The sequence below is a fragment of the Rhodococcus sp. H-CA8f genome (assembly GCF_002501585.1).
GTDB lineage: Bacteria > Actinomycetota > Actinomycetes > Mycobacteriales > Mycobacteriaceae > Rhodococcus_F > Rhodococcus_F erythropolis.
This window is the reverse complement of record NZ_CP023720.1, coordinates 2,897,119-2,922,500: the sequence shown is the minus strand read 5'-3', so window position 1 is coordinate 2,922,500 and position 25,382 is coordinate 2,897,119. Positions and strand designations below refer to the sequence as shown.

The following is a 25,382-nucleotide window of genomic DNA, read 5'->3' as shown; positions in this document are numbered from 1 at the left end:
CGTCGACTCGTCGAGTTCCGCCAATTCCGCCTTGCCGAACAACGCCTGGCTGGCGAGCTCGACGGCGCGAGTGTTGTGTTCTCCGTGAACCAAGGTCGTCATCTCCGCAGCCAATCGCTTCTGCGCTTCGCGCGCATGCGGACGCTCCGCCGTTGCCGTCTCGAGTTCCGCGAGTTCGTCTGCGGTCAGGAACGTGAACCAGCGCAGGTACTTGATCACGTCGGCGTCGCCGGTGTTCACGAAGTACTGGTACCACGCGTACGGGCTGGTCATCTCGGGCTCGAGCCACAGACTGCCGCCACCGGTCGACTTTCCGAACTTCTTCCCGTCAGCCGAGGTCACCAGCGGAACGGTCATTGCGTGAACACTCTCGCCGTCGACACGACGGTTGAGTTCGACGCCCGCGATGATGTTGCCCCACTGATCGGACCCACCGACCTGCAGAGTGCAGCCGAGATCGCGTCGCAAGTGCAGGTAGTCGTTGGCTTGGAGCAGCATGTAGCTGAACTCGGTGTACGACATCCCGTCCGACTCGAGACGACGCTTCACGGTGTCACGCGCAAGCATGACGTTCACAGAGAAGTGTTTGCCGACATCACGCAGGAAGTCGATGGCCGACATCTTGCCGGTCCAGTTCATATTGTTCTCGATGACCGCACTCGTCGGTGAATCGTCGAAATCCACGAATCGTTCGAGCTGACCACGGATGCGACCTGCCCAGTCCGCGACAGTATCGGCGGAGTTCATCGTCCGTTCCCCGACGTCACGGGGATCACCGATCAGGCCTGTTGCACCGCCGGCAAGAACGATCGGACGGTTACCGGCACGCTGAAACCGCTTGAGCGCGAGGAGCGGAACCAGGTGACCTGCGTGCAGGCTCGGTCCGGTCGGGTCGAAGCCCGCATACAACGTGACCGGTCCGGCCTCGAGATCTTTACGCAAAGCGTCGAGATCAGTTGATTGGGCGATCAGCCCACGCCAGGTCAGTTCGTCGAGAATATTCTCAGTCACGGACTCGATCATCCCATCTTCACGAAATGACCGGCGCTCGCGGGCTTCGGCGGTACGCGGACACCGCTCGCGAGTCCGGAATCCAGAGGCGCCACGGGACCTCGGCCGCAGTACTGACCCCCACCCGCGGTCCACTGACCCATTCCTTCGACTCCCCCAATTCGAGCCGAACCCGCGAAGCGGGGTTGAACACGTCTGTTCCGTTGTCCGCCAACGTGATTGCAACGGAAGCGCCGAGATTACCTGGCCCTCTGGCCCATTGGTGAGATGGTCGATCCGGCGATCTCCGAGCCGACACCACATCGTGACCGGCCTCGATTTCGGCCGCTCGGAGCAGAACACCACCCGCGACACCATCCGGGCCGTACGAGATGTTCATACAAAAGTGCATTCCGTAGCTGCGGTAGACGTAGAGACGGCCCGCCCGCCCGAACATCACGCTGTTCCGCGGCGTTTGCCCCCGATACGAATGTGCTGCCGGATCTGGCCAGGGCCCGTCCTTCTCCCCTCCGTACGCCTCGACCTCGACAATCCTCAGCGAGATGTCGTCGACGATCAAGGTCGAGCCGAGAATTGTCAGGCCCGCTTCCAACGGGTTCTTCACATTTTCCAAGGTCTCGATACTCACCCTTCGATTGTGCCCACGCCGTTGACTCATCGGTCGGCCGAGTCGCATAATTCAACAAGTGATGAATTATTGAAATGAGGCGAACCGTGACCACCACGCCGGCAATAGACATCCGCGGACTACGAGTCATTCGCGGCAAGCACGAAGTTCTTCACTCACTCGACCTGCAGGTTTCGGCAGGATCGATCACCGGACTGCTCGGCCCGTCCGGCTGCGGCAAGACAACCCTGATGCGCGCGATAGTCGGAACCCAGATCGTCGAAAGTGGTGAGGTCAGAGTCCTGGGCGACCTCGCGGGGTCCGTTGCCCTTCGCCGCCGGGTCGGATACGTCACCCAATCCCCCAGCGTGTACGGCGACCTGACGGTCACTCGAAACGTCCAGTACTTCGGAGCTCTGTACGGCAAGTCCGGCGCAGACGTCGCAGCAGCGGTCGACGCCGTCGGATTGAGCCGATACGCCGACCGGACCGCCGCCGATCTGTCCGGAGGTCAACGCGGTCGAGTCTCGCTGGCATGCGCGTTGGTGGCATCACCTGATGTGTTGATCCTCGACGAACCGACCGTCGGTCTCGATCCGGTGCTTCGTGTCGAATTGTGGGAACGATTTGCCGACCTTGCTCGCAGCGGAACCACCCTGTTGGTCTCCAGCCACGTCATGGATGAGGCCGACCACTGCGCTGAACTGATCCTGATGCGAGACGGGCATCTCCTCGCTCAACTCACACCCGATGAATTGCGCGCCAAAACCAGATGTGAACGCCTCGAGGACGCCTTCCTCGAGCTGATTCGGACTTCACCCGTCGGAGGCGAAATATCATGAGCATCAGGATCTTCGGTGCTACGACCGTACGCATTCTGCTTCAGCTCCGCCAGGACCATCGCACGGTGGCCATGATCTTGTTGGTCCCGTCGTTGTTGATGATTTTGCTGTATTTCCTCTACCAAGACGTACCCACGCCGCCCGGCCAGGTTTCACTGTTCCAACGGGTGGCGATCACCATGCTGGGAATCTTGCCGTTTGTAGTCATGTTCCTGGTCACGTCCATCGCCATGCAGCGCGAACGCAGTTCAGGAACACTCGAACGCCTGCTCACCACACCGATGGGCAAACTCGATCTTCTGGCGGGATACGGCGCGGCATTTTCGCTCTCGGCCGCCGCTCAGGCAGCTCTCGCGTGCGCGGTTGCTTTCGGATTCCTCGGACTCACCATCGCCGGCAGTCTTGCCTGGGTCATCGTCATTGCAGTTCTCGGCGCAATACTCGGCGTTGCGCTCGGCCTGTTGGCCAGCGCATTCGCGAAGACCGAGTTCCAAGCGGTGCAGTTCATGCCGGTAGTTGTGGTCCCCCAACTGTTCCTCTGTGGACTCCTGGTGCCCCGCGATCAATTGCCGACCTGGCTCGAATGGATCAGCAACGTCCTCCCCTTGAGCTACGCCGTCGACGCACTTCAGCAAGTGTCGATGCATGCCGACGCGACGGGTCAGATGTGGCGTGATCTCGCCGTCATGGCGGGCTTCGCCGCCGCAGCACTCTCGCTGGCCGCGGCAACACTCGATCGCCGCACTCCATGACCGACAACGACACGGCGCCCGCACCGGCACCGATTCGTTCGGGGCGACGACCGGGCAAGTCGGAGACTCGCGCGCAGATCCTCGATTCGGCGCGACGGGCGTTCTCCCAGAACGGTTTTCGACGAACAACCGTTCGATCGATAGCTGCGGCCGCTGACGTCGATCCGGCCATGATTCATCATCATTTCGGAAGCAAGGAGCAGTTGTTCACCGCTGCGATCGCGCTACCGATCGATCCAGTCCAGGTATTGGGACCGGTTCACGCCTCTCCGACCGAAAATCTCGGCGAAAATCTACTCAGAGCAGTGATCGGGCTGTGGGAATCGGAACACCAGCCGGCGATTCTGGCGGCTTTTCGATCGGCGGTTTCCGGCGACGGATCGCAGCTGATCCAGAGCTTTCTGCTCGATGTCGTATTGCGCGACATCATTCCGCGGGTGGACACACCACCTGGTACCGGCTTGATCAGAGCGGAATTGGTGGCATCTCAGATGGCCGGACTGCTGGTCACGCGATATGTGCTCGGACTCGAACCACTCGCATCATTGAGCGTTGACGCTTTGGTACCGCTGGTGGCTCCGAACCTCCAGCGGTACCTGACCGGTGAATTACCGATCTAGTCTTCAGCCCGCGCGAGCAACTTCTCGTGCTCGTCGTCCGCCACATCGCGTGCCTCGTCGATCAACAGAACTGGAATGCCGTTCTCGATCGGGTATGCACGCCGCAGGCGCGGGTTGTAGAGCAACTCGTCCCCGACCAGCAACAGCGGGCCTTTGTCCTGGGGGCAGGCCAAAATGCTGAGCAACGTCGAATCAATAGCCACGTGAGTCCTCTCGAACCGATCAAACAGAATGTCCTCAGGCTACCGTGCTCCGGTGCCCACCCTCGTCGGCATCAACTGCGCGGCAATTGCCTTGGTCAGCCGCTTGTACGACTGCGTCTCGGAATCGAGGAACCAGGTCCGTGGTCCTGGCGCCGGCAATCCGGCGGCAGCTAACGCAGTGGAGCTCGGACGGTACGACGAACCCACCGGGATCTCGTCTACCACGTGCACGATATCCGGGCGCGCATCAAAAGCGATGCGCGAGAGAGCCTCCGCAAGCTCGGCGGAACGGAACTGCCGCCCCGGACGCCATGTCACGGCAGCGACCGCCAGCTGATGCGGCGCGTCACCGACGCCGTATGCGACGGCAAGATCCACCCGCGCCACACTCGACAACGCGTCGACGATCGGCTGGGTGAACACGGGACCGCGGAGCGTCGAAATGACCGTGTTCTTGTGATCGATCAGCCAGTAGTCGCCGTCGGCGTCCCGGCGGAAGAGATTCTCCGTGGGAATCCACGAATCACCCGCTTGGAAGAGTCCCCGCATGGCTCCGCCCGAGAGATCGGCAGTGAATCCCGCGCGCCCGAGTAGCAACCCGACTTCGTCTTCGGCGCACTCACGGACAAATCCGTTTCCATTTTCGAGGAGCCGACCACTCAACGGGTCGTATGCCGCCAACCGCACCTGCGCGCTACCCGGCAACGGGCGGCCCTTGGAACCAACTTTGGAGCCCGCGACATTGGCAAGAATCACGTCACCTTCGGTCGACGCATAGAACTCGAGCACCTGCGCGGGGTCGAACGCCTCCGTGGTCCGCTTCCACAGCCCGTGAGGCATTCCCGAACCGATGAACAGTCGGACCGGATGGCTACCGTCGATGAGAAGAAGATCCTCGTCGAGGATCTCGCGCATCATCGACCACGTGTAACTCACGACGGTCACACCGTAGCGGTGGATTTCCTCGACAAATCGAGCCGGATTCAGTCCGCGTGAGAGCGCAATCCGTGAGCCACCGGCCATGGCGCCACCGATGGTCGCGAGCAGACTCGACGAATGATGGAGTGGTGCAAGGCAGTACACGGTGTCACCGCGATCGAGATCTGCCGCCGTGGCCGTTCCGAAGGCAGACAGTGCCCACCGGTAGTTGGTGATCTGCTTGGCTTCGAGCACACCGCCCGATTCCGCAAAGATGATGAATGCGAGTTCACGGGCGACGCCGGGATCCGGCCGGTACCAACCGGGCAGATTGACCTTCGTCGGATCGATTTGTTCGAGATCGATCACGTCGTGTGACGGATCCACCTCGAGTCCGCGGGCATCGCCGCCGCCGAGTACCAAGACCGGCCTACCGGTAACCACTGCAGCGTCGACGTTCTCCGGATCGGTGATGATCCGATCAACCGATCCCAACTTGACCGCCGCCGAGATGTCGGACCCCGGCGGAAGCATGACGGCAACGGCACCGAGGCGCGACAGGGCCGCGATGGCCGCGAGCGCGCTGGGGCGGGTCTCCATCAGGACACCGACGTGCGCTGCCGGACGCACTCCCACGGAAATCAATCCACGCACGACATTGTCGATGCGGGCGTTGACCGCTTCATAGGTGTGCACACGATTGTCGAAGAGGAAGCACTCGCCGTTCGGTGCTTTTCGACGCTGCTCCGCGAGCAATTGACTCAGCGAGATCTTGGTGTGTGGCTGAATTTGGTTGAGTCGCGCAAGACGTGGCAACGCGCGTGCCGCTTCACCGGACAATTCGAAAGTCCCGCGCAACGCACCGGCTGCAAGGTCACTGATTCCTTTGGTGACTCCTGCACCTACTTCAGCGACCGAGGCGACGGTGTGGATGATCCGATTGCTGATCGACACACCGGTCTGGTCTTCGAGGTCGGCGCCGTAGACCATGTTCGCGATACGGTCCGGGAGGGGTCCACCCGTCTCGGTCCACTGCACGAATTCACCGGTGGTCGGCCAGGTGTGATTGGCTGCGGTGGAACCGACAACCAATCCGAAATGACCTGCGCGCAAGGTAGATTCGTAGACCTTGGCCCGCGGCGCTGCCTGGCTGATCCCGCGAACCGCCTGAGGTTGACCGATGTCGTCGACCTCGCCGACGAATGCCAGGATGGGGCAGGTGATCTCGGCGAGCGAGACCAATTGATCCTTGATGACAAAACCACCGGTCATCATTCGGTTGTGCACGATGAACTGCTTGAGCAGTTCGGCAACCGCGGGCCCGGACCACGCGACCCAACCCTCGGTCGCGAGGAAGCGTCGCTGCTGCTCCCTCGGCAGCAAAGCCTCACGGTCGTGCAGTTGAAGCAGGAAGTCGACGCGCATCTTCAACGTCTTCACGGGATCGAGCAACTGGAACCCGGTGCGAGCCATCCACCCGGTGACCGCCAGGCGATTGAAGACGTGATCGGCGAGGAAATCCGCACCCTTGGTGGCCAGTCCGGCCGGGATACCGAAGGGCAACGCGGCGAGTGTGTCAACCGGACTGCCGAAGGTGATGACGCTGGCGATGTTTCGACTACGCCGATACGCGGCAGCTTGATAGGCAAACATGCCGCCCTGCGAATAGCCGGAGATGTGAACATCTTTACCGGTGTGACGGTGGATGTGGTCGATGATGTCGCTGAGAGCGATGATGTGATCGGCGAGATTGCGATCCCAACCGCCCTCTTCGGAGTCGGGCGAACCAAAATCGACTACCCAGGGGTCCAGGCCCATCTCGTGCAGAATTCCCACAGCACCCTGGTCGCGAGTCACGTCGTACACGTTCGCCGACATCATCATCGGCGGGATCAGCACGATCGGTGCACCGACGGTTTCCGGATCGCTGTCCGGGAAGTAGCGGCGAAGCCGGTACATCGCAGCGCGCTCGACGATCTCGAACGGCGACGTGGTCGCATCCGTTTCCAGCCCACCCAACCGGACGACCTCGAGGCCGTTTTGTGCTGTCGCAACCACCCGACGAATCGGGCCCAGCACAGACTTGGAATTCAATCCCACCATTTCACTCCCAAGTTACTCACCATGTGACGTCAGTCTCATTTTTCCCGCGCGCAACAAGCCTACTGACGACGAATACGCGTACGCGGTCAGGGAGCAAATTCTGCTCCCTGACCGCGTACGACCGAAGGACTACTGCCGAAAAGAGAGAGGAAACACTCGTGACCGCAAGGTCAGAGGGTCCATTCCCGCAGCGACTGCGCCACTGCTCGGACTCCGTCCAACTGTTCTGCTACCCGCACCCCCGCGGTGCCGCCTCGCGCATTACGCGAAGCGATGGAACCCTCTACTGTCAGCACCTCACGAACAGCGGGTGTCAGCGCGCTGTCGACGCCGGCCAGTTCCTCGTCCGTGAGATCTTCGAGTCCGACGCCTCGCGCTTCGGCGACACGCACACACGCTCCAGCAGCCTCGTGTGCAACTCGGAACGGCACGCCCTGACGCACCATCCACTCCGCGATGTCGGTGGCCAACGTGAACCCTGCCGGAGCAAGTTCCGCCATGCGTTCGGTGTGGAACTCGAGAGTCTGCACCAGGCCGGTGATGGCCGGGAGCAACATCTCCAGCTGCGCAACCGAGTCGAAGACCGGTTCCTTGTCCTCTTGCAGATCGCGGTTGTACGCCAGCGGCTGAGCCTTGAGCGTCGCCAGCAGGCCGGTGAGGTTACCGATCAGACGACCAGACTTACCGCGCGTGAGTTCCGAAACATCCGGGTTTTTCTTCTGCGGCATGATCGACGAACCCGTCGACCACGCGTCGGCAAGCGTGATGTAGCCGAATTCCGGTGTGCTCCAGATGATGATCTCTTCCGCCATGCGGGAGAGATCGACACCGATCATCGCAAGCACGAACGCTGCCTCGGCCGCAAAATCACGCGAAGCGGTTGCGTCGATCGAGTTCTCGGCCGAGCTGTCGAACTTCAATTCCGCGGCAATGGCTTCGGGGTCGAGACCGAGCGAGGAACCGGCAAGTGCACCGGAACCGTACGGGGACACCGCAGCTCGCACGTCGAAGTCGCGAAGACGTTGCACGTCGCGCAACAGCGGATGCGCATGGGCGAGCAAATGATGTGCCAACAAGACCGGTTGAGCAGCCTGCAGGTGCGTCTTGCCCGGCATCACGGCATCCGGGTGAGCCCCGGCCTGAGTCGCCAATGCGTCGACCACGTCGAGAACACCGGTGGAGATACGGCGAACCGCATCCCGAAGCCACATGCGGAACAGCGTGGCCACCTGGTCGTTTCGCGAACGACCAGCACGCAGACGTCCGCCGACCTCAGGCCCGACACGCTCGATCAGACCGCGTTCGAGTGCGCCGTGTACGTCCTCGTCCGAATCACTCGGTCCGAAGGCGCCACTGGCGACATCTGCCGCCAGACGGTCGAGACCGTCGAGCATTGTCGCGAGGTCGGCCTCGCTGAGCAGGCCTGCCTTGTTCAGCACGCGAGCATGCGCCTGCGACGCACGCACGTCGTACGGAGCGAGGACCCAGTCGAAATGAGTCGACTTGCTCAGCGCCGCCATGGCAGCGGCCGGTCCGGACTCGAACCGTCCGCCCCACAGCGCGCCTTCGTTGGTGCCGTGTTTTTGGGCGTCTCCGTCACCGTGAGCCGTCATGGCTCAGAGTCCCAGATCGCGCTTCGCGGCGACCTTCGACGACAGACCGTGGATCTCGACGAAGCCCTTGGATGCGGACTGGTCGAAGCTGTCGCCCTCGTCGTACGTCGCGAGGTTGAAGTCGTAGAGCGACTCGGGGCTACGACGACCGTTGACGGTGATGGCTCCACCGTGCAGGAAGAGACGAATGTCGCCGGTGACGCGCTCCTGCGTCTTGTTGACGAACGTATCCAGTGCGTCCTTGAGGGGCGAGAACCAGAGGCCGTCGTAGACCAGCTCGGACCAACGCTGCTCCATCTGACGCTTGTAGCGACCGAGTTCGCGTTCGAGGGTGACGTGCTCGAGTTCCTGGTGCGCGGTGATGAGAACCATGGCTCCGGGAGCTTCGTAGATCTCACGGCTCTTGATGCCCACGAGACGGTCCTCGACGACGTCGAGGCGACCGACACCCTGAGCGCCTGCGCGCTTGTTCAGTTCCTGGATGGCTTCGAGAACCGACACCGGGCGGCCGTCGATGGCAACCGGGCGACCCTTGTCGAAGCTGATGATGAGCTCGTCGGGCGCGTTCCAGTTGACCGTCGGGTCCTGGGTGTAGTCGTAGACGTCCTTGGTGGGCGCGTTCCACAGATCCTCGAGGAATCCGGTTTCGACGGCGCGGCCCCAGACGTTCTGGTCGATCGAGAACGGCGACTTCTTGGACACGTTGATCGGGATGTTGTTCTCTTCCGCGAAGGCGATTGCCTTTTCGCGGGTCCACGCGTAGTCACGAACCGGTGCGATGACCGAGAGGTCGGGCGCGAGGGCGCCGAAGCCGACCTCGAAGCGAACCTGGTCGTTGCCCTTGCCGGTGCAACCGTGCGAGACGATGGTTCCGCCGTGCGAGCGTGCGGCCTCGACGATGTGCTTGACGATCAGCGGACGGCTGATCGCGGACACGAGCGGGTAGCGATCCATGTACAGGGCGTTGGCCTGGATGGTGGGCAGGCAGTACTCGTCCGCGAACTCGACACGAGCGTCGACGACAACGGATTCGACTGCGCCGCAGTCGAGTGCGCGCTGGCGCACGACCTCCATGTCCTCGCCGCCCTGTCCCAGATCGATGGCGACGGCGACAACTTCAGCGCCTGTCTCCTTACCGATCCAACTGATGGCAACAGAGGTGTCCAGCCCGCCTGAGTAGGCGAGTACGACGCGATCGGCCATGGTGTGTGTGCTCCTTCGGTTGAAAATCTTCTATCAAGAATAAGGGGTCAGGCGAGGGATTCGATCATGGCCGCGAGTTCCGCTCCGGAAAGCGGTTCTCGGGCCACCACGAAGATGGTGTCATCTCCGGCGATCGTTCCCACGATGTCGGGCATCGAGGACCGATCCAGTGCGCTCGCGAGGTAGTGCGCGGCTCCCGGCGGTGTCCGGAGAACCGCCATGTTGCCGCTGAAATCGGTGGAGACCAACAGCTCACCCAACAGCCGTGAGAGGCGGTCGGTACCGCCGGACACACCGCGTACCGGGTTCCCGTCCTCCGGCACCACGTAAACACCGGCGCCGCCGTCAGCGGCACGCAGTTTCACCGCTCCCAGCTCTTCGAGGTCACGCGAGAGGGTGGCCTGCGTCGCTTCGATGCCCTCGGCACCGAGCAACGCCGCCAATTCCGTCTGACTTCGGACGGGGTGCGCCGCCAGCAGCGCGATGATGCGCGACTGGCGACCGGCCCGAGTGGGAGCGACGCTCACGCCTGGTCCAGTTGGGTTCGCTGTTCCAGCAGCCACACGAGCAACGCCTTCTGGGCGTGCAGACGGTTCTCCGCCTCGTCCCAGACGACGCTCTGGGGTCCGTCGAGAACCTCGTCGGTGACCTCTTCGCCGCGATGGGCCGGCAGGCAGTGCAGGACGACAGCCTTCGGATCTGCTTTGGCGAGCAGTTCCTTGTTGATCTGGAACGGACGGAAAGGTCCGACCCGATCGAGCCCGTCGTTCTCCTGACCCATCGAGGTCCAGGTATCGGTTACCAACGCGTCGGCACCGACGACGCCGGCCTGCGGGTCCTGCGTCAGCGTAATGGTCGCGCCGGTTTCCGCGGCGCGTGTGCGCGCTGCTGCTACTACCCAGTCCGCCGGTTCGAAGCCAGCGGGACTTGCGATGGTGACGTCGATGCCTGCGGTGACTCCGCCGAGCATCAGCGAGTGAGCCATGTTGTTGGCGCCGTCGCCCAGGTAGGTCAGCTTCAGTCCCTTGAGCTCACCCTTCTGCTCGATCAGCGTTTGCAGATCGGCCAGAACCTGACAGGGATGAAATTCGTCGGACAACGCATTGACGATGGGAATCGTTGCACCCGTTGCCATTTGCTCCAAGCGCTTCTGGCCGAACGTGCGCCACACGACGGCGTCGACATAGCGGGAGAGTACGCGTCCGGTGTCCGCCAACGTCTCTTCACGACCGAGTTGGGTACTGCGCCCGTCGACGACGACGGCGTGGCCGCCCATCTGCGCGATGCCCATCTCGAACGAGAAACGTGTACGCGTCGAGTTCTTCTCGAAGATGACGCCGACTCCGCGAGGACCCTCGAGTGGACGCCGAGCGAACGGGTCCTTCTTGAGAATCGCAGCGAGTTCCAGAACTTCGGCCTGCTGCGCCGGAGTCAGATCGTCGTCCCTGAGAAAGTGTTTCACCACGGTAGTCACTTCTCCCCCGGCTGGTCAGCCGATAGTGCACTGTCGAAGATGGCAGGTAGTGCTGCCACGAAGGTTTCGGCCTGCTCATCCGTGAGGATGAGCGGCGGCGCCAACCGGATCACTCCGGGTTGCGCTGCATTCACAAGGTACCCGGCTTCGCGCGCGGCATTTTCCACCGCCGGCGCGACGTCCTCGGTCAGCACGACACCCAGCAACAGTCCTGATCCCCGTACGTAGTCGACCAACGGATGGCCCAGATCTTCGATGCCCGCCGAGATCGATTTGCCCAAGCTGTCGGCGCGTGAGATCAGGTCTTCCGCTGCAATGGTTTTCAGCACGGCAAGCGCCGCCGCAGCGCACACCGGATTGCCACCGAACGTCGTACCGTGCTTGCCCGGTCCGAACAACTCTGCCGTTGCCCCGGTCGCGATGCAGGCGCCGATCGGCATTCCGCCGCCGAGTCCCTTCGCAAGAGTGATGACGTCCGGCACGATGCCGACTGCCTGATGTGCGTAGAACCAGCCGGTCCGGCCGATGCCGGTCTGAACTTCGTCGAGTACGAGCAGCGCACCACGTTCGGCGGTGATCCGCCGAGCCTCGACTAGGTATCCCTCGGGTGGCACTACGACGCCGCCCTCACCCATGATCGGTTCGAGGAACACAGCAGCGGTGTCGGAATCGACTGCCCGCTCCAGTGCCTCGACATCGCCGTACGGCACGAACTCGACACCGGCGGGCATCGGTTCGAACGGCGCCCGCTTGGCCGGCTGACCCGTCAGAGCGAGTGCCCCCATCGTGCGACCGTGGAAAGAGCCCTCGGCCGCGATGATCTTCTTCCGGCCAGTGGCGCGAGCGAGCTTGAAGGCAGCCTCGTTCGCCTCGGTACCGGAGTTGCAGAAGAACGCGCGCCCGGTGACGTTGCCGAGATGAGCGAGCAACTGCTCCGCCAACTCGACGACCGGCTCGCTGGCGTACAGGTTGGAAACATGGCCGAGTGTCGACAACTGAGTAGTGACGGCTTCGACGACGGCCGGATGTCCGTGTCCGAGGATGTTGACGGCGATTCCGGCAAGGAAGTCGACGTACTGCTTGCCGTCGGCGTCGGTGAGTACGGCGCCGTCACCGCGGACGAGAGCAACCCGGGGTACGCCGTAATTGTTCATCAGCGAAGCGGACCACCGCTGCTGCAGATCGATCGTGCTCATGAAGTAGCTCCCTGCTGGGGACCGGCGACCGAGGAGCCGGGCACGACCATCGTGCCGATTCCTTCACCGGTGAAAAGTTCGAGTAGGACTGAATGTTCGAGCCGGCCGTCGATCACGTGCGCCGACGGCACACCTCCGCGCACCGCGCGAAGGCAGGCCTCCATCTTTGGCACCATGCCGGCATCGAGACTCGGCAACAACTGGGCCAGGGCGTCGGTGTCGATTTCGGTGGCCAGCGAGGATCGGTCCGGCCAATCGGTGTACAGGCCTTCGACGTCGGTGAGGACAACGAGCTTCTCGGCACCGATCGCCTCGGCCAGTGCGGCAGCGGCGGTATCGGCGTTGATGTTGTGGACGACGCCGTCGGCATCGGGCGCGATGGTCGAGACCACCGGAATGCGTCCTGCCGCAATGAGATCGAGTACCGCGTCTGGGTTCACGGTGGTGACGTCTCCGACCAGGCCGATGTCGGTCTGCTCCCCCTCGACCGCAACAGTGCGTCGAGTAGCGGTGAACAGGTGCGCATCTTCACCGGAGATACCGACCGCGTACGGACCGTGCGCGTTGATCAGGCCGACGAGTTCACGGCCCACCTGACCGAAGAGCACCATCCGGACGACGTCCATCACCTCGGGCGTCGTGACCCGGAAACCACCGCGGAACTCACCCTTCATGCCAAGGCGTGCCAGCATCGCGTTGATCTGCGGGCCGCCGCCGTGCACGACGACGGGGTGGATGCCGACAGTCCGCAGGAACGCCATGTCCGCGGCGAAGGCGGTCTTGAGTGTCTCGTCGATCATGGCGTTTCCGCCGTACTTGACCACGACCACCTTGTCTCGGAATCGCTGCAGCCACGGCAGCGCGTCGGCGAGGACATGCGCCTTCTGATGCTCGCTGATCACGGGATACGTCTCGGTCATGACGAGTACGCCGAGTTCTCTTCGACGTACGCGTGCGAGAGGTCCGTGGTGCGAATGCTCACGGACTCGTTGCCGATTCCCAGGTCGATGTCGAGTTCGATGTCGATCCCGCTCAGGTCCACCTCACGCGCTCCCGGAGCGCCGACGCCGTCGATGCAGACGGGACTCCCGTTGAAGGACACACTGATTCGATCGGGATCGAGCTCGATGGGAGCGATACCCACTGCTGCGAGGACGCGGCCCCAGTTCGGATCGGATCCGAACAGTGCCGTCTTGACCAGGCTGTCGCGGGCGATGGTCCGAGCGCCGATCAACGCATCGGACTCGGACGCTGCGCCGCGCACCGTCACCTTGACCCGCTTGGTGACGCCCTCGGCGTCTGCCATCAACTGATCCGCGAGATCGTCGCACACTGCGAAGACCGCGGCGTTGAGTTCGTCCTGGGTCGGTGTGACACCGCTGGCGCCGGAGGCCAACAGGAGCACCGTGTCGTTGGTGGACGTGGCGCCGTCGACGTCGAGGCGATCGAAGCTCAGGTGGGTGGCGGCGCGCAGAGCGGTATCGAGCTGCTCGGCCGTTGCGACAGCATCGGTCGTGACGACGCACAGCATCGTCGCCAGTGCGGGCGCGAGCATGCCTGCACCCTTGGCCATTCCGCCGACGTTCCACTTGTTCGCGTGGTGCAGCGACGCCTGCTTCGGCACGGTATCGGTGGTCATGATCGCGTACGCCGCGTCGGTACCGCCGGAGATTCCGCCGGCCAGTTCGTGCACTACCTCGGTGACACCGGGGATCAGCTTGTCCATGGGCAAGCGGTCACCGATCAGGCCGGTCGAACAGACGGCGACCTCGATCGCGCCCGTCTCGGTTCCCCAGTTGCTCAGTGCCGACGCAACTTCCTCGGCAGTCTTGTGCGCATCCTGGAATCCGCCCGCGCCGGTACACGCGTTTGCGCCGCCCGAGTTGAGCACGACCGCGCGCAGCTTGCCCGTCGTCAAAACCTGCTGAGACCACAGCACCGGAGCGGCCTTGACCTTGTTCAGGGTGAAGACGCCGGCAGCGGCCAGATCGGGTCCCTCGTTGAGCACCAATGCGAGGTCCGACTTGCCACTCTTCTTGATACCGGCAGCAATTCCGGCACCGCGGAATCCGGCAGGTGCGGTGACGCCCTGTGTGCGGAGCAGCCGTCCCCCGGCGACGTGAACCACGTCTGCAACGGTCGCGTCAGGCTCGGTTGCGTTCTCGATCTGCTGCGGATTGTCGGTGCTCACGGAGCTACTCCCACGGTAGAGAGACCTGCGGTCTCGGGTAGGCCAAGGGCGAGATTCATCGATTGCACCGCGCCACCGGCGGTGCCCTTGGTGAGATTGTCGATTGCCGAGATGACAACGAGCTGACCGGCGTCGGCGTCAACGGTGACCCCGATCTGCACGGCATTGGATCCGATCACGGCACCGGTCTGCGGGAAGACTCCGGCAGGCAGCACGTGGATGAACGGCTCGTCGTTGTATGCCTTTTCGTAGATTTCGCGCGCTTGCTCTTCGGTGGCCGTGGTGGCTGCCGTGCAGGTCGCGAGGATGCCGCGCGGCATGGGCGCGAGGACTGGAGTGAAAGAAACACTGATGTCCTTGCCGCCTGCGGCCGAAAGATTCTGAATGATCTCAGGGGTGTGGCGATGGACACCTCCGACACCGTATGCGCGGACGGAGCCCATGACCTCGGAACCCAGCAGATCGGCCTTCGGCGCCCGGCCGGCGCCCGAAGTGCCACTGACCGCAACCACGTTCACGTGCGACTCCACGATCCCCGCGGCAACGGCGGGGGCCAGCGCGAGGCTCGCTGCCGTCGGGTAGCAGCCCGGAACGGCAATGCGGGTTGCGCCTACCAATTTCTCACGGGCACCGGGCAATTCAGGAAGACCGTATGGCCAGGTACCGGCATGAGTGCTCTTGTAGTACTTCTCCCAGGCTGCGGGATCCTGCAGCCGGAAGTCCGCGCCGCAGTCGATGATGACCGTCGACTCGGGCAGCAACTTGGCGTACTGAGCCGAATTTCCGTGTGGGAGACCGAGGAAGACGACGTCGTGACCCGAGAGGATTTCGACAGTGGTCTCTTCGAGTACCCGCGAAGAGAGTGGGAGCAAGTGCGGATGATGCTCACCGAGCGTCGAACCGGCGTTGCCACCGGCGGTCAGCGAACCGATCACCAGACTGCCGTCGGCGTAGGACGGGTGCCCGAGGAGCAGACGCAGAACCTCACCACCGGCGTACCCACTGGCGCCGGCAACGGCGACTCTGATCGGCTTGCGTGCGTTCTCGGTCGTACCACCTTCAGTCATGTCACACAGTATGCATCATTGTGCATCGGAATGCATAATTACTTACCCATGGATCGCCGGATCTCCTCGAGCTTGGCTTTTGCGGCCTTCTGGCGCTCGTCCCACTGCTCGTCCACGGACTTTCCGGCAGGACTCTCGTGTGCCAATTCGGCCGAACCTATGGAAGTACCGAAGCGCCCCTCTATCTTCTCCCGAACACGGTCGAAAGTGGGGACTCCCCCTTCGGTGTAGTCGGGTTCGGGAATTCTCGGGTCGGTCGCAAGTACCACCGGGACGTCGATGATCTCGTCGACCTCCACAACGGTGTCGGGCAGTTCAACTTCTTCGGCGTCGGTGATCGTGTTGTCGTCCTCTACACGGTGCGGCTCGAGGCTCGCGGCAGCGGTGTCCACCACGGAAAGAAGGACCGACAAGCTCGGACGACGCTCGACCACTGCGCGAACGACCGCGAGGAAGTCCTTGTCGTCGAGTGCACTGGCGGCCTCGACCACCTGGTGCACGGAACCATCGTGCTCGGACCCATCATGTTCGGGCCCATCATTTCGTGACACTGTCAGTCCCTTCTCGAAATGCCGACGGACAACTCCGATCCTTCCACGACTGTCTGCCGAAGGGGTCAGCGTGAGGCGAGGTAAGCGGCAAACGCGTCCTCGCTCGAATATGCGGGGACGTACCCGAACTGTTCCTTGAGCCGCCGATTGTCGAGAACGGGTCGGTACTGGAGAAATCCGACGCGCTCCGGACCGTGTTCCGTTACGCCCAATCGCCGTCCGACGCGTAGAACGCCTCGCAACAGCCATGCAGGAAGCGTCACCGTGCGCTTGCCCATCCGGGAAGCCAACTCGTCGACGGTCAACGCGCCGTCGCCCGCGACATTGAAGATGCCCACTTGGTTTCCGGTCACGGCCTCCGCAAAAGCGCCCGCGACATCGGTGTGCCAGACGAACACGAAGGGGCTGTCGCTCCCGGCAACCTTGAGCAGCTTGCGGCGATCGAACAACGCGGTGATCTGATTGTCGACGCTCTCACCCAAGATCGTGCCGATCCGGAAGACAACTTGTTCCAACTCCGGGTGTTCGACGCGATATTCGGCGAGCATCTCTTCGACCAGGCGTTTGTGGCGACTGTAAGTGAATTCGTCGTTGCCTCGGACAGGTACGTCCTCGGTGATCCACGGTGGGTTGTCGGAGTGGTAGCCGTACGCCGCTCCGGACGAAGACACGACGATCCGTCCAACCCCGTGTTCGACGCAGGCCGCGAGCACGTTTCGTGTCCCGTCGACGTCGACGTGGTACTCCTGCTCTGCTGTCGTGTTCTTGCCGGGATTCACGATGGACGCAAGGTGGATCACGACGTTCGGTCGGTACTGACCGAACACCCGCCCCAATTCTGTGGGGTCGCAGACGTCCGCCCTAACGCGGCGGATGCGATCGTCCGGCGTGTCCTTGACCGTGAGGTCGGCACAGACAACGGTGATGCCCTGCGCGATCAGTGCGTCGATGACAGCGGTACCCAGGAACCCGTTCCCGCCCGTGACGAGTGCGACGGTCATGCCGGTACCGCCTTTCGGGCGCGTCGCTTGGACCAGATCGTCGCCAGAGCCAACCCGGCGATGATGTCCCAGATTCCCCACCAGCCGGCCACGACGGCCATGCCACCGAGCCCGTCGAAGAACGTGAACACCAGGCCAAGCCCCAGTCCGGCATTGCGGATGCCGACCTCGAAAGAGACGGCGCGACGGCTGTATTCGTTCAACCCGGTGACGGCGCCGCAGAAGTATCCCAGTGCGAGGGCAACCGTGTCGTGCAGGAAGACCGCAAGCAGTACCACCCCGATGTAGTCGACGAAGTACGACGCATTCCCTGACACCCCCGCGACGATGAAGATCAACAACGCCACCAACGAACCGTTTTTCACCCACGGCTGCGCTTTCGCGGCTATCTCCGGGAACTTTTGTGCCGCCCAGATGCCGAGAACGAACGGCACGCCGATGATCAGGGCGATTTGCGCGACCATCTCGAGCGCATTCAGGTTCACGGACTGCAACAGAGCGTCCGTCTCCGGGCGTCGGCTCCCCCAGAACGCGAGATTGAGCGGCATGAGGAAGATCGCGAAGACGTTCGACACCGCCGTCATGGACACCGAGAGTGCGACGTCACCGCCCGCCCGGTGAGTCAGGACATTCGAGATATTGCCCGGCGGGCAGCACGCCACCAGGATCATGCCGAGCGCTACCGAGGGAGCGGGCGAGAGAATCAGCGTCAGCAGAAAAGTCACTGCCGGCAGCAGCAGGAACTGGGCAGCGATACCCACCGCCATCGCCTTGGGTTTGGTGAGCGCACGACGGAAGTCGTCGACCGAGGTGTCGAGGGCGATCCCCAGCATGATCGCGGCCAGCACCACGTTGAGGATCATCAACGATCCCGGGTTGAAGTTGAGCACCACGTCGTCGATCGGCATCACTGTCCTCCCTTCGTCAGAGCGGCATCGAGCAGTCCGATGTGCCGTCTGATCGCCGATCGGTAGGCGTCCTTGTTCACGTAGTAGGCCATTCGTCCCAGCTTCAGGTACTTGTATCCCCCGGACAGATCGGGAGGAGGGCCGGCCGCCGCTGCCGAGAATTCGCGCGCCGCGGCGGGGGCTTCGGTGCGTGCGGTGATCAATTTGGCCACCAACTCGGCCTGCTCGTAACGGCCCTGCCACCCGAGACCGGATGCTTCGACCATGCCGAGCACAAAGAGATTGTCGTGGCGGCGACTCGCGACGTTGAGGAACAGGTCCGGGGCAGCGCCCGACCAGTCCAGGTCCTCGCGCGCGATGAAGGGATAGTCGAGGTGATACCCCGTGGCGCAGAGAACGAGGTCGTAGTCGGCAGACGATCCGTCGACAAACCGCACCGTCTTCCCCTCGAACCGGTCGACGTCAGCGCGCACGTGCACGTCACCGTGCCCGATGTGGTGCAGGATCAACGAGTTCACGACCGGATGCGATTCGTAGATCTTGTAGTCCGGTGCCGGAAATCCGAACCGCACCGGATCTCCCGTGAACTGCTTGAGCACCAAGGTGTCGACGCGTTGTTTAATCCACGGCGGCAACGGCTTTCCCTGATTCAAGGTGTCCGAGGGTCGTCCGAACAGATACTTGGGGACGAAGTAGTAGCCTCGCCGAACGCTTAAATCGACGCACTCGGCCTGGTGGACGGCATCGACGGCGATGTCGCATCCACTGTTGCCCGCTCCGATGACCAGTACCCGCCTTTCGCGGAAGATCTCGGCGCTGCGGTACTCGCTCGTGTGCATCAACGTGCCGGTGAAGTTGCCCCGGAACGTCGGTACGTTCGGCTTCGACAGCGTTCCGTTCGCGATGATCACGCCTCGATACCGCGCGACTGTCGTCTCACCGCTGCGACTACGCGTGGTGACCTGCCACAGCGAATCGACCGGCGAAACGTCGATGACGGTAGTGCCGAAGGCAAAGTGCCTGCGAAGATCGTGGGTATCGGCGTAGTCGCGGAAATACTCGGCAAGTTCGACGTGGCTCGGGTAGTCGGCAACCGAATCCGCCATCGGGAACTCCGCGAATGCGGTGGTGCCCTTCGACGAAATGAGGTGCGCCGACTCGTAGACGGTGCTGTGCGGGTTGTCGATGTCCCAGAGCCCACCGACGTCGTCGTGGCTCTCGAAGCCGCCGAACGCTATGCCGGCTCGATCGAGGTTTCGCGCGCCGGCCAATCCAGACGGACCCGCTCCGATCAGCGCGTACTTGCCCTCTGTGCTCATGGGTCGAGCGTCGCAGATAGTTCGAATCTTGCGGCAATGTGCAGGATAATGACGTTATGAGCGCACTCGATGCCGACAACGATCGCGGGATAGATGAAATCGATCTGAGGATAATCAATGCGCTGCAGCTCGCACCGCGATCGAAGTGGCTTTCGTTGGCCGGCCCACTCGAACTCGACGCCGCGACTCTCGCCCGGCGTTGGAATCGACTGTCCGAATCGTCGTTGGCCTGGGTCACGGTTACTCCGGGGCCACAGGTGCTGGGCACCATCGTCACAGCGATCATCGAAATCGATTGCTCACCAGAACTTCTCGACACCGTCGCGGCACGTCTCACCGTCTTGGCCCACGCCGTGACCATCGAAGTATCAACAGGTAGAGCCGATCTGCTCGTCACAGCCGGTACTGCAGACTTGGCGTCGATGTCGCGCTTCATCTCGGAAGAGATCGCAACCATCGACGGCGTACTCGCGACACGAACCTCGATCATCACACGCTGGTTCACCGAAGGTGGGCGATGGAGACTCAATGCGCTGGCACCGTCCGAGAAGGGTGTGCTGACCACCAGCGAAAACCGTACTGCCGTGCGCGCTCGGTCGACCGGCATTTCCGAACAGGATCGCAAGGTTCTCACGATCCTCGCCTACGACGGGCGCACTCCCATGAAGGAGTTGGCCGACGCGATCGGTGTCAGTCCGGCTGCATGCAAACGCCAGATCGACCGGCTCACGTCTTCGGGGTTGGTGGCGCTGCGGTGTGAATTTGCCCGGCCGCTGGCCGGGCTTCCCGTGCTCACCACACTGTGGTGCCGCGTCGAACCCGAACTTCTCGATACTGCGGGCCGATTACTGAGCCGAGCGCCGGAAGTCCGAAACTGTTTCGCGGTGGTGGGCGCCGACAACCTGGTGGTTCAGTTGTGGCTGCATTCTCCTGCAGAACTCGATGCATTCGAAATTCGTCTGCGCAAGGAGATTTCGGGGCTTTACGTCACCGAACGATCCATCGTGCTGCACCTGCGCAAACTGCTCGGTCACGTACTCGATCAGGACGGGCGCAGAACCTCGACTATCGCCCCGGATGTGTGGTTGCCGAGCCGCACCGATTCACCGGAAAACCGATAACACAACAGAGCCCACGACCACCGGGAGTGGACGTGGGCTCTGTGATCAGTTGAGTAGATCAGCCGCGCATCTGCGCACCGACTGCCTTGGAGGCAGCCTCGACCGCGGCATCGCGAGCCGCGCTTGCCTCGTCCTCGGTCAGTGTCCGGTCGACACCACGGAATCGCAACGCGAACGCGAGCGACTTGCGGCCTTCACCGACCTGCTCGCCCTCGAAGACGTCGAAGAGGCGAATGTCTTCGAGAAGTTCGCCGCCGCCGGAACGCAGAGCTTCCTGGACCTTCGCCGCAGGAATATCGCGATCGACAACAACCGCCACGTCCTGGAGCACTGCGGGGAAGGGCGAAATGCGCGGCGCCGGCAGGTTCTCGACCAACGGCAAAGCGTCGAGGTCGATCTCCAGTGCACAAGTGCGCGCAGGCAATCCCGCACGCTCGAGAACAGCCGGATGCAGTTCGCCCGCATGACCGACTACGTTGCCGTCAACGACAACCTCGGCGCAACGGCCGGGATGCCACGGCAGGTACTGCGCCGCACGCAGTTCCACCTCGACGCCTGCTGCAGCTGCAATGACCCGCACTGCTGCAAAAGTGTCCGAAGCCTCGGCCTGACGGCCAGGACCCCAGGGGCCGCTCGGCTCACGCAAACCACTCAACACTGCAGCGATGTGCACGGGCTGAGCCGGCAACGACGCGATCAGGTTCGCGATCTGCTCGTCCGTCGGGCGACGATCCACCGGCAATGCATCCACCGGCTTGGTATCGGGGCCCGGCAGGACAACCTGCGCGATGCCGTACAGCGAAAGATCACGCTGACCGCGAGAAGCGTTGCGAGCCAGGATCTCCAGCAGACCCGGGAGCAGCGTGGTCGCCAACTCCGGACGATCGGCTTCGAGCGGGTTGAGGACCTTGCTGGTGTTGCGGCGCGGATCATCCGCGTCGAGGCCCCAGACGTCGAAGACGTTGGTGGGCAGGAAGACCGGAGGAAGTACCTCGACGTAACCGGCGTGAGCCACGGCCTTCGACACCGTGCGCTTACGCCGCTGCGACGGAGTCAATCCGCGTCCGGCCGGAGCGGCGGGAAGCACAGACGGGATCTGCTCGAGACCTTCGAGGCGAAGAACTTCCTCGACGAGGTCCGCAGGCTGCACCAGGTCCGGACGCCACGACGGCGGCGTCGCGACCAACTGGCCGTGTCCCTCTTCGCTGACGCCGACCTCGACGTTGCAGCCAACCTGGGTGAGGCGGCGAGCTGCGGTGCCGTTGGGGTACGTGACTCCGGCGACACGGTCGGGCAGGTCGATATCCATGCGAATGGCAGCGCGAGGGGCAACATCGCCCACGTCGGTCAGGACCGGCTCGATCCGTCCGCCGGCAATCTCGACCAGCAGAGCGGCTGCGCGGTCGACGGCCGCGAGCGGAATCGCCGGATCGACGACGCGCTCGAAACGCTTGCTCGCCTCACTCGGCAGCTTGTGCCGGCGCGCCGTCTTGAAGACTGCGAGCGGATCCCAAGTAGCTCCTTCGAGGAGGATGTCCGTCGTTGCCGTTCCCACCTCGGTGGTTGCGCCGCCCATGACGGCAGCCAGCGAGATGACTCCGGAATCGTCGGCGATGACAACGTCTTCGGGATCGAGCGTGCGTTCGACGTCGTCGAGCGTCGTCAGCTTCTCCCCCGCCTTGGCGCGACGGACCACCAGGTCGCCCTGCACCGAGGTCGCATCGAACGCGTGGAGAGGCTGGCCGAGTTCGAGCATCACGTAGTTGGTGACGTCGACGGCCGGCGAGATCGGGCGAACACCCGAGAGCAGAAGTCGACGCTGCAGCCACCACGGGCTCACTGCCTGCGGATCGATACCCGTGATCTTCCGCATCACGAAACGCGAAGCCTTGGACTCCGGTTCGAGGCGCACCGGCCAGGCTTCACCCTCAGCCGGGTGCGCGGGAACCGAAGCGGGATCGGCGTATTCGAGATCGAAGCCGCACGCGAGCTCTCGCGTGAGACCACGGACCGAGAAGCAGTAGCCACGGTCCGGGGTGATGTTCAGTTCGATGATCGTGTCACCGAGACCGAGCAACTCGTTGCCGTCTGCGCCGGGTTCGGCGGTACCAGGCTCGAGCACCAAGATGCCCGAATGGTCTTTGCCGATACCGAGTTCCGAGACGGAGCAGATCATGCCGTCGGACACCTGGCCGTACGTCTTGCGAGTGGCGATTTCGAATCCGCCGGGCAGCACCGCGCCGGGCAGCGCAACGACGACGAGGTCACCCTCGTTGAAATTGCGTGCGCCACAGACGATGCCGCGAGGCTCGGGTTCGCCGACCTCGACCTGGCAGAAGCGGATCGGCTTCTTGAACTCGGTCAGTTCGGTGATGGAGACGACCTTGCCGACGACCAACGGGCCGTCGATCGCCTCGAGTGTGTCGAGTTCCTCGACTTCGAGTCCCACCCGGACGAACCCGGCGTCCAGCTCTTCCGGGGTCACCTCCCAGTCCGGAGTTGCCCGCTGCAGGATCTCGGTCAGCCAGGATTGCGCTACTCGCACGTCTGCTCAGCTCTCTCGTTTGTCGATAAGTCTTTGTGAAGGTTCCGCGGACCGGATCGGTCAGCCTGCGACACCGAAGGGCAGCGTGAAACGCACGTCACCTTCGACGATGTCGCGCATGTCCGGGATACCGTTGCGGAACTGCAGGGTCCGCTCGAGGCCCATGCCGAATGCGAAACCCGAGTACTCGTCGGGATCGATACCGCTGGCGCGCAGAACGTTCGGGTTGACCATGCCGCAGCCGCCCCACTCGACCCAGCCTGCGCCGCCCTTCTTGTTCGCGAACCAGACGTCGACCTCGGCCGACGGTTCCGTGAACGGGAAGTAGTTGGGGCGCATACGGGTACGCGTCTCGGGGCCGAAAAGGGCACGAGCGAACGCGTCGAGAGTCCCGCGCAGGTTGGCCATGGTCAGGCCCTTGTCGACGGCCAGGCCTTCGACCTGCGAGAAGACAGGCGTGTGGGTCGCATCGAGTTCATCGGTGCGGAACGTGCGGCCCGGGCACACCACGTAGATCGGCACCTCACGCGAGAGCATGGTGCGGACCTGCACCGGCGAGGTGTGGGTACGCAGCACCTGGCGCGAGTTCTCGGGTGCCAGGTGGAAGGTGTCCTGCATCGTGCGCGCAGGGTGATCCGGCAAGAAGTTGAGTGCGTCGAAGTTGAAGTGCTCGGTCTCCACCTCCGGACCCTCGGCAACTTCCCAACCCATCGCGACGAATACGTCGGCGACCTGCTCGGAAATCAGGCTGATCGGGTGACGAGCCCCGACGGGGTGCCGATCGGAAGGCAGAGTGACGTCGATTGCCTCGGCAACCAACACCGCAGCGTCACGCTCGGCGAGGAGAACCTCACGACGAGCGTCGTACGCGTTGTTGATCCGAGTGCGGAAGATGTTGACGCGCTTACCGGCGTCCGCCTTTTCCTTGCCCGGAAGGCTGCCGAGTCCCCGGCGCGCGAGGGCGATCGGGGACTTGTCCCCCAGGTGCTCCACCTTGACGTGCGCCAGCGCGTCCAGGTCAGCGGCGTCCGCCAGCGCCTTCTCGGCGTTCTCAGCCGCAGCGGTCAACGCCTCTTCGGTGAGTACACTCGCGTCGACCTCCGGCGGTGTCGCGCCCTCATTTTTGGCCACGGCTGTGACGCTCCTGTCGCTTCTCGGTTTACTTCTCGTACTGCGTGCTTCTTGTACTGCTTACTTCTTGTACTGCGAGCGAGCATTCGAACTCGCTCGAGCATTGTCTCTGCTCTTGTATTGTCTCAGGCTTCCGCAAATGGGATTCCGTGAGGTCTCCGCGTGCGTTTTCAGCCGTGATCGGTGGCGCGATTTTGCACCCGCGCGCTTGCGTACAGGCAAATTGCCGCCGCTGTCGCGAGGTTCAAGCTTTCGGCGCGGCCATGGATCGGAATCCTGACCCGATGATCAGCCTGTGCGGCGATCGCCGGATCGAGACCGTGAGCTTCGTTACCGAACAGCCAGGCCGTCGGCTTGCTCAGCAACTCGTCGGCCTCGTCGAGATCGACCTCGCCGTCAGCTGCAGTCGCGAGAATCTGAATGCCGGCTGCGCGAATCTGCTCGATCACCGACACCGTGTCTCGATCGCGGACGACTGGCAGGTGAAAGAGGCTGCCCGCCGACGAACGAACGACCTTGCCGTTGTGCGGATCGACGCTGTCACCGGCGAGGATTGCCGCATTGGCACCCACTGCGTCGGCGATGCGAATGACGGTGCCCGCGTTACCTGGTTCGTTGACCTCGACCGGCACTGCGAGCAGGCGGGTCTCCTGATGGACGGCTGCGCTCAGCGGTACATCCAGTAGATCGCTGACGGCAACGAGACCGGGCGGCGTGACGGTGTCGCTCAGAGCTTTGATTGCTCGATCGGTCACAAGAGCAACACGAACTCCAGCGGTCAGCGCCCGATCGATGACGTGCTGATAGCGCTCGGCTGCGTCCTCGGTGTAGAAGAGGTCGTGTACCGGGCAGGCCTCGCCGTGCGAGAGTGCACCGTTCAACAGTTCGGTGACCGAGTTCTCGCCCTCGACGAGGAAACGTCCTGCTTTGCGTCGTTCTGCTGTGCGCAGGAGCTTGACAGCAGAAACGACCCGCGGAGTCCGCTCGGTGAGCGGGTCCACGGGCC

The 25,382-nt window shown here is 63.1% G+C and carries 23 protein-coding genes (1 of these 23 running past the window's edge); 4 read left to right on the top strand and 19 right to left on the bottom strand.

The features are described from left to right. Both tyrS and CPI83_RS13665 read right to left on the bottom strand, forming a co-directional pair. Positions 1–1,011 carry the 5' portion of a tyrosine--tRNA ligase gene (gene tyrS / locus CPI83_RS13670; protein ID WP_097388186.1) on the bottom strand. It extends 267 nt beyond the left edge of the window, so only the first 1,011 of its 1,278 coding nucleotides appear in the window; it begins with the start codon at positions 1,009–1,011; its stop codon lies beyond the left edge, outside the window. Positions 1,012–1,030: 19 nt separating this feature from the next. Beyond that, a complete protein-coding gene (locus CPI83_RS13665; RefSeq protein WP_020969717.1) occupies positions 1,031–1,639 on the bottom strand; it encodes a DNA-3-methyladenine glycosylase in 609 nt (202 codons plus the stop codon). 86 nt (positions 1,640–1,725) lie between these two features. Between CPI83_RS13665 and CPI83_RS13660 the strand changes: the two genes are divergently transcribed. From CPI83_RS13660 to CPI83_RS13650, 3 genes are read left to right on the top strand one after another with little or no spacing between them, the layout of a single operon-like run. Further along, entirely contained in the window at positions 1,726–2,460 is a 735-nt protein-coding gene (locus CPI83_RS13660) for an ABC transporter ATP-binding protein (protein WP_020969718.1), read from the top strand. Next, positions 2,457–3,212, top strand: coding sequence for an ABC transporter permease (locus CPI83_RS13655; RefSeq protein ID WP_003944033.1), 756 nt, complete (start codon positions 2,457–2,459; stop codon positions 3,210–3,212). The genes CPI83_RS13660 and CPI83_RS13655 overlap by 4 nt, the downstream gene beginning before the upstream one ends. Further along, a complete protein-coding gene (locus CPI83_RS13650) occupies positions 3,209–3,832 on the top strand; it encodes a TetR family transcriptional regulator (RefSeq protein ID WP_047888968.1) in 624 nt (207 codons plus the stop codon). Before CPI83_RS13655 ends, CPI83_RS13650 begins: the two co-directional genes overlap by 4 nt. Here the strand turns inward: CPI83_RS13650 and CPI83_RS13645 are convergent. From CPI83_RS13645 to CPI83_RS13580, 14 genes are all read right to left on the bottom strand, one after another. After that, the gene (locus CPI83_RS13645) at positions 3,829–4,035 is read right to left on the bottom strand and encodes a Trm112 family protein (protein WP_092763577.1); all 207 of its coding nucleotides are present in this window, start codon (positions 4,033–4,035) and stop codon (positions 3,829–3,831) included. The two genes, CPI83_RS13650 and CPI83_RS13645, sit on opposite strands and share 4 nt — an antisense overlap. A 39-nt stretch (positions 4,036–4,074) precedes the next feature. Next, positions 4,075–7,056, bottom strand: coding sequence for an acyl-CoA synthetase (locus CPI83_RS13640; protein WP_019748602.1), 2,982 nt, complete (start codon positions 7,054–7,056; stop codon positions 4,075–4,077). Between the two features lie 170 nt (positions 7,057–7,226). After that, positions 7,227–8,669 carry an argininosuccinate lyase gene (gene argH / locus CPI83_RS13635; RefSeq protein WP_092763575.1) on the bottom strand — a complete coding sequence of 481 codons (1,443 nt, stop codon included), beginning with the start codon at positions 8,667–8,669 and terminating at the stop codon, positions 7,227–7,229. A 3-nt stretch (positions 8,670–8,672) separates the two neighbouring features. After that, positions 8,673–9,872, bottom strand: a complete 1,200-nt coding sequence (locus tag CPI83_RS13630; protein ID WP_097387344.1) for an argininosuccinate synthase — start codon at positions 9,870–9,872, stop codon at positions 8,673–8,675. A 47-nt stretch (positions 9,873–9,919) separates the two neighbouring features. Further along, a complete protein-coding gene (locus CPI83_RS13625; RefSeq protein ID WP_019748604.1) occupies positions 9,920–10,399 on the bottom strand; it encodes an arginine repressor in 480 nt (159 codons plus the stop codon). After that, the gene (argF, locus tag CPI83_RS13620) at positions 10,396–11,346 is read right to left on the bottom strand and encodes an ornithine carbamoyltransferase (RefSeq protein WP_019748605.1); all 951 of its coding nucleotides are present in this window, start codon (positions 11,344–11,346) and stop codon (positions 10,396–10,398) included. The genes CPI83_RS13625 and argF overlap by 4 nt, the downstream gene beginning before the upstream one ends. After that, on the bottom strand, positions 11,343–12,542 hold the full coding sequence (locus CPI83_RS13615) for an acetylornithine transaminase (RefSeq protein ID WP_020969719.1): 1,200 nt from the start codon (positions 12,540–12,542) through the stop codon (positions 11,343–11,345). The genes argF and CPI83_RS13615 overlap by 4 nt, the downstream gene beginning before the upstream one ends. Next, complete coding sequence (gene argB / locus CPI83_RS13610) at positions 12,539–13,462, bottom strand: acetylglutamate kinase (RefSeq protein ID WP_019748607.1); 924 nt, start codon at positions 13,460–13,462, stop codon at positions 12,539–12,541. Before argB ends, CPI83_RS13615 begins: the two co-directional genes overlap by 4 nt. Continuing rightward, entirely contained in the window at positions 13,459–14,670 is a 1,212-nt protein-coding gene (gene argJ / locus CPI83_RS13605) for a bifunctional glutamate N-acetyltransferase/amino-acid acetyltransferase ArgJ (RefSeq protein WP_020907877.1), read from the bottom strand. The genes argB and argJ overlap by 4 nt, the downstream gene beginning before the upstream one ends. A 59-nt stretch (positions 14,671–14,729) precedes the next feature. Further along, positions 14,730–15,800, bottom strand: a complete 1,071-nt coding sequence (gene argC / locus CPI83_RS13600; RefSeq protein ID WP_046378619.1) for an N-acetyl-gamma-glutamyl-phosphate reductase — start codon at positions 15,798–15,800, stop codon at positions 14,730–14,732. 38 nt (positions 15,801–15,838) lie between these two features. Continuing rightward, a complete protein-coding gene (locus CPI83_RS13595; protein WP_021344370.1) occupies positions 15,839–16,300 on the bottom strand; it encodes a hypothetical protein in 462 nt (153 codons plus the stop codon). Positions 16,301–16,416: 116 nt separating this feature from the next. Then, a complete protein-coding gene (locus CPI83_RS13590; protein WP_046378620.1) occupies positions 16,417–17,352 on the bottom strand; it encodes an SDR family oxidoreductase in 936 nt (311 codons plus the stop codon). Continuing rightward, complete coding sequence (locus CPI83_RS13585) at positions 17,349–18,260, bottom strand: bile acid:sodium symporter family protein (protein WP_041815009.1); 912 nt, start codon at positions 18,258–18,260, stop codon at positions 17,349–17,351. Before CPI83_RS13585 ends, CPI83_RS13590 begins: the two co-directional genes overlap by 4 nt. Continuing rightward, on the bottom strand, positions 18,260–19,579 hold the full coding sequence (locus CPI83_RS13580) for an NAD(P)/FAD-dependent oxidoreductase (RefSeq protein WP_097387343.1): 1,320 nt from the start codon (positions 19,577–19,579) through the stop codon (positions 18,260–18,262). The genes CPI83_RS13585 and CPI83_RS13580 overlap by 1 nt, the downstream gene beginning before the upstream one ends. Positions 19,580–19,635: 56 nt before the next feature. On the opposite strand from CPI83_RS13580, the gene CPI83_RS13575 reads away from it, so the two are divergent. Beyond that, positions 19,636–20,700 (top strand): Lrp/AsnC family transcriptional regulator, encoded by a 1,065-nt coding sequence (locus CPI83_RS13575; RefSeq protein WP_097387342.1) that lies wholly within the window; start codon positions 19,636–19,638, stop codon positions 20,698–20,700. A gap of 58 nt (positions 20,701–20,758) precedes the next feature. Here the strand turns inward: CPI83_RS13575 and pheT are convergent, their stop codons facing one another. The 3 genes from pheT to CPI83_RS13560 all read right to left on the bottom strand — a co-directional run bounded on the left by pheT (position 20,759) and on the right by CPI83_RS13560 (position 25,377). Continuing rightward, positions 20,759–23,245, bottom strand: a complete 2,487-nt coding sequence (gene pheT, locus CPI83_RS13570; protein WP_019748615.1) for a phenylalanine--tRNA ligase subunit beta — start codon at positions 23,243–23,245, stop codon at positions 20,759–20,761. A gap of 60 nt (positions 23,246–23,305) precedes the next feature. Continuing rightward, positions 23,306–24,376: a phenylalanine--tRNA ligase subunit alpha gene (pheS, locus tag CPI83_RS13565; RefSeq protein WP_003944109.1), complete on the bottom strand. Its 1,071-nt coding sequence runs from the start codon at positions 24,374–24,376 to the stop codon at positions 23,306–23,308. A 170-nt stretch (positions 24,377–24,546) separates the two neighbouring features. After that, complete coding sequence (locus CPI83_RS13560; RefSeq protein WP_097387341.1) at positions 24,547–25,377, bottom strand: RNA methyltransferase; 831 nt, start codon at positions 25,375–25,377, stop codon at positions 24,547–24,549. Positions 25,378–25,382: the final 5 nt, after the last annotated feature.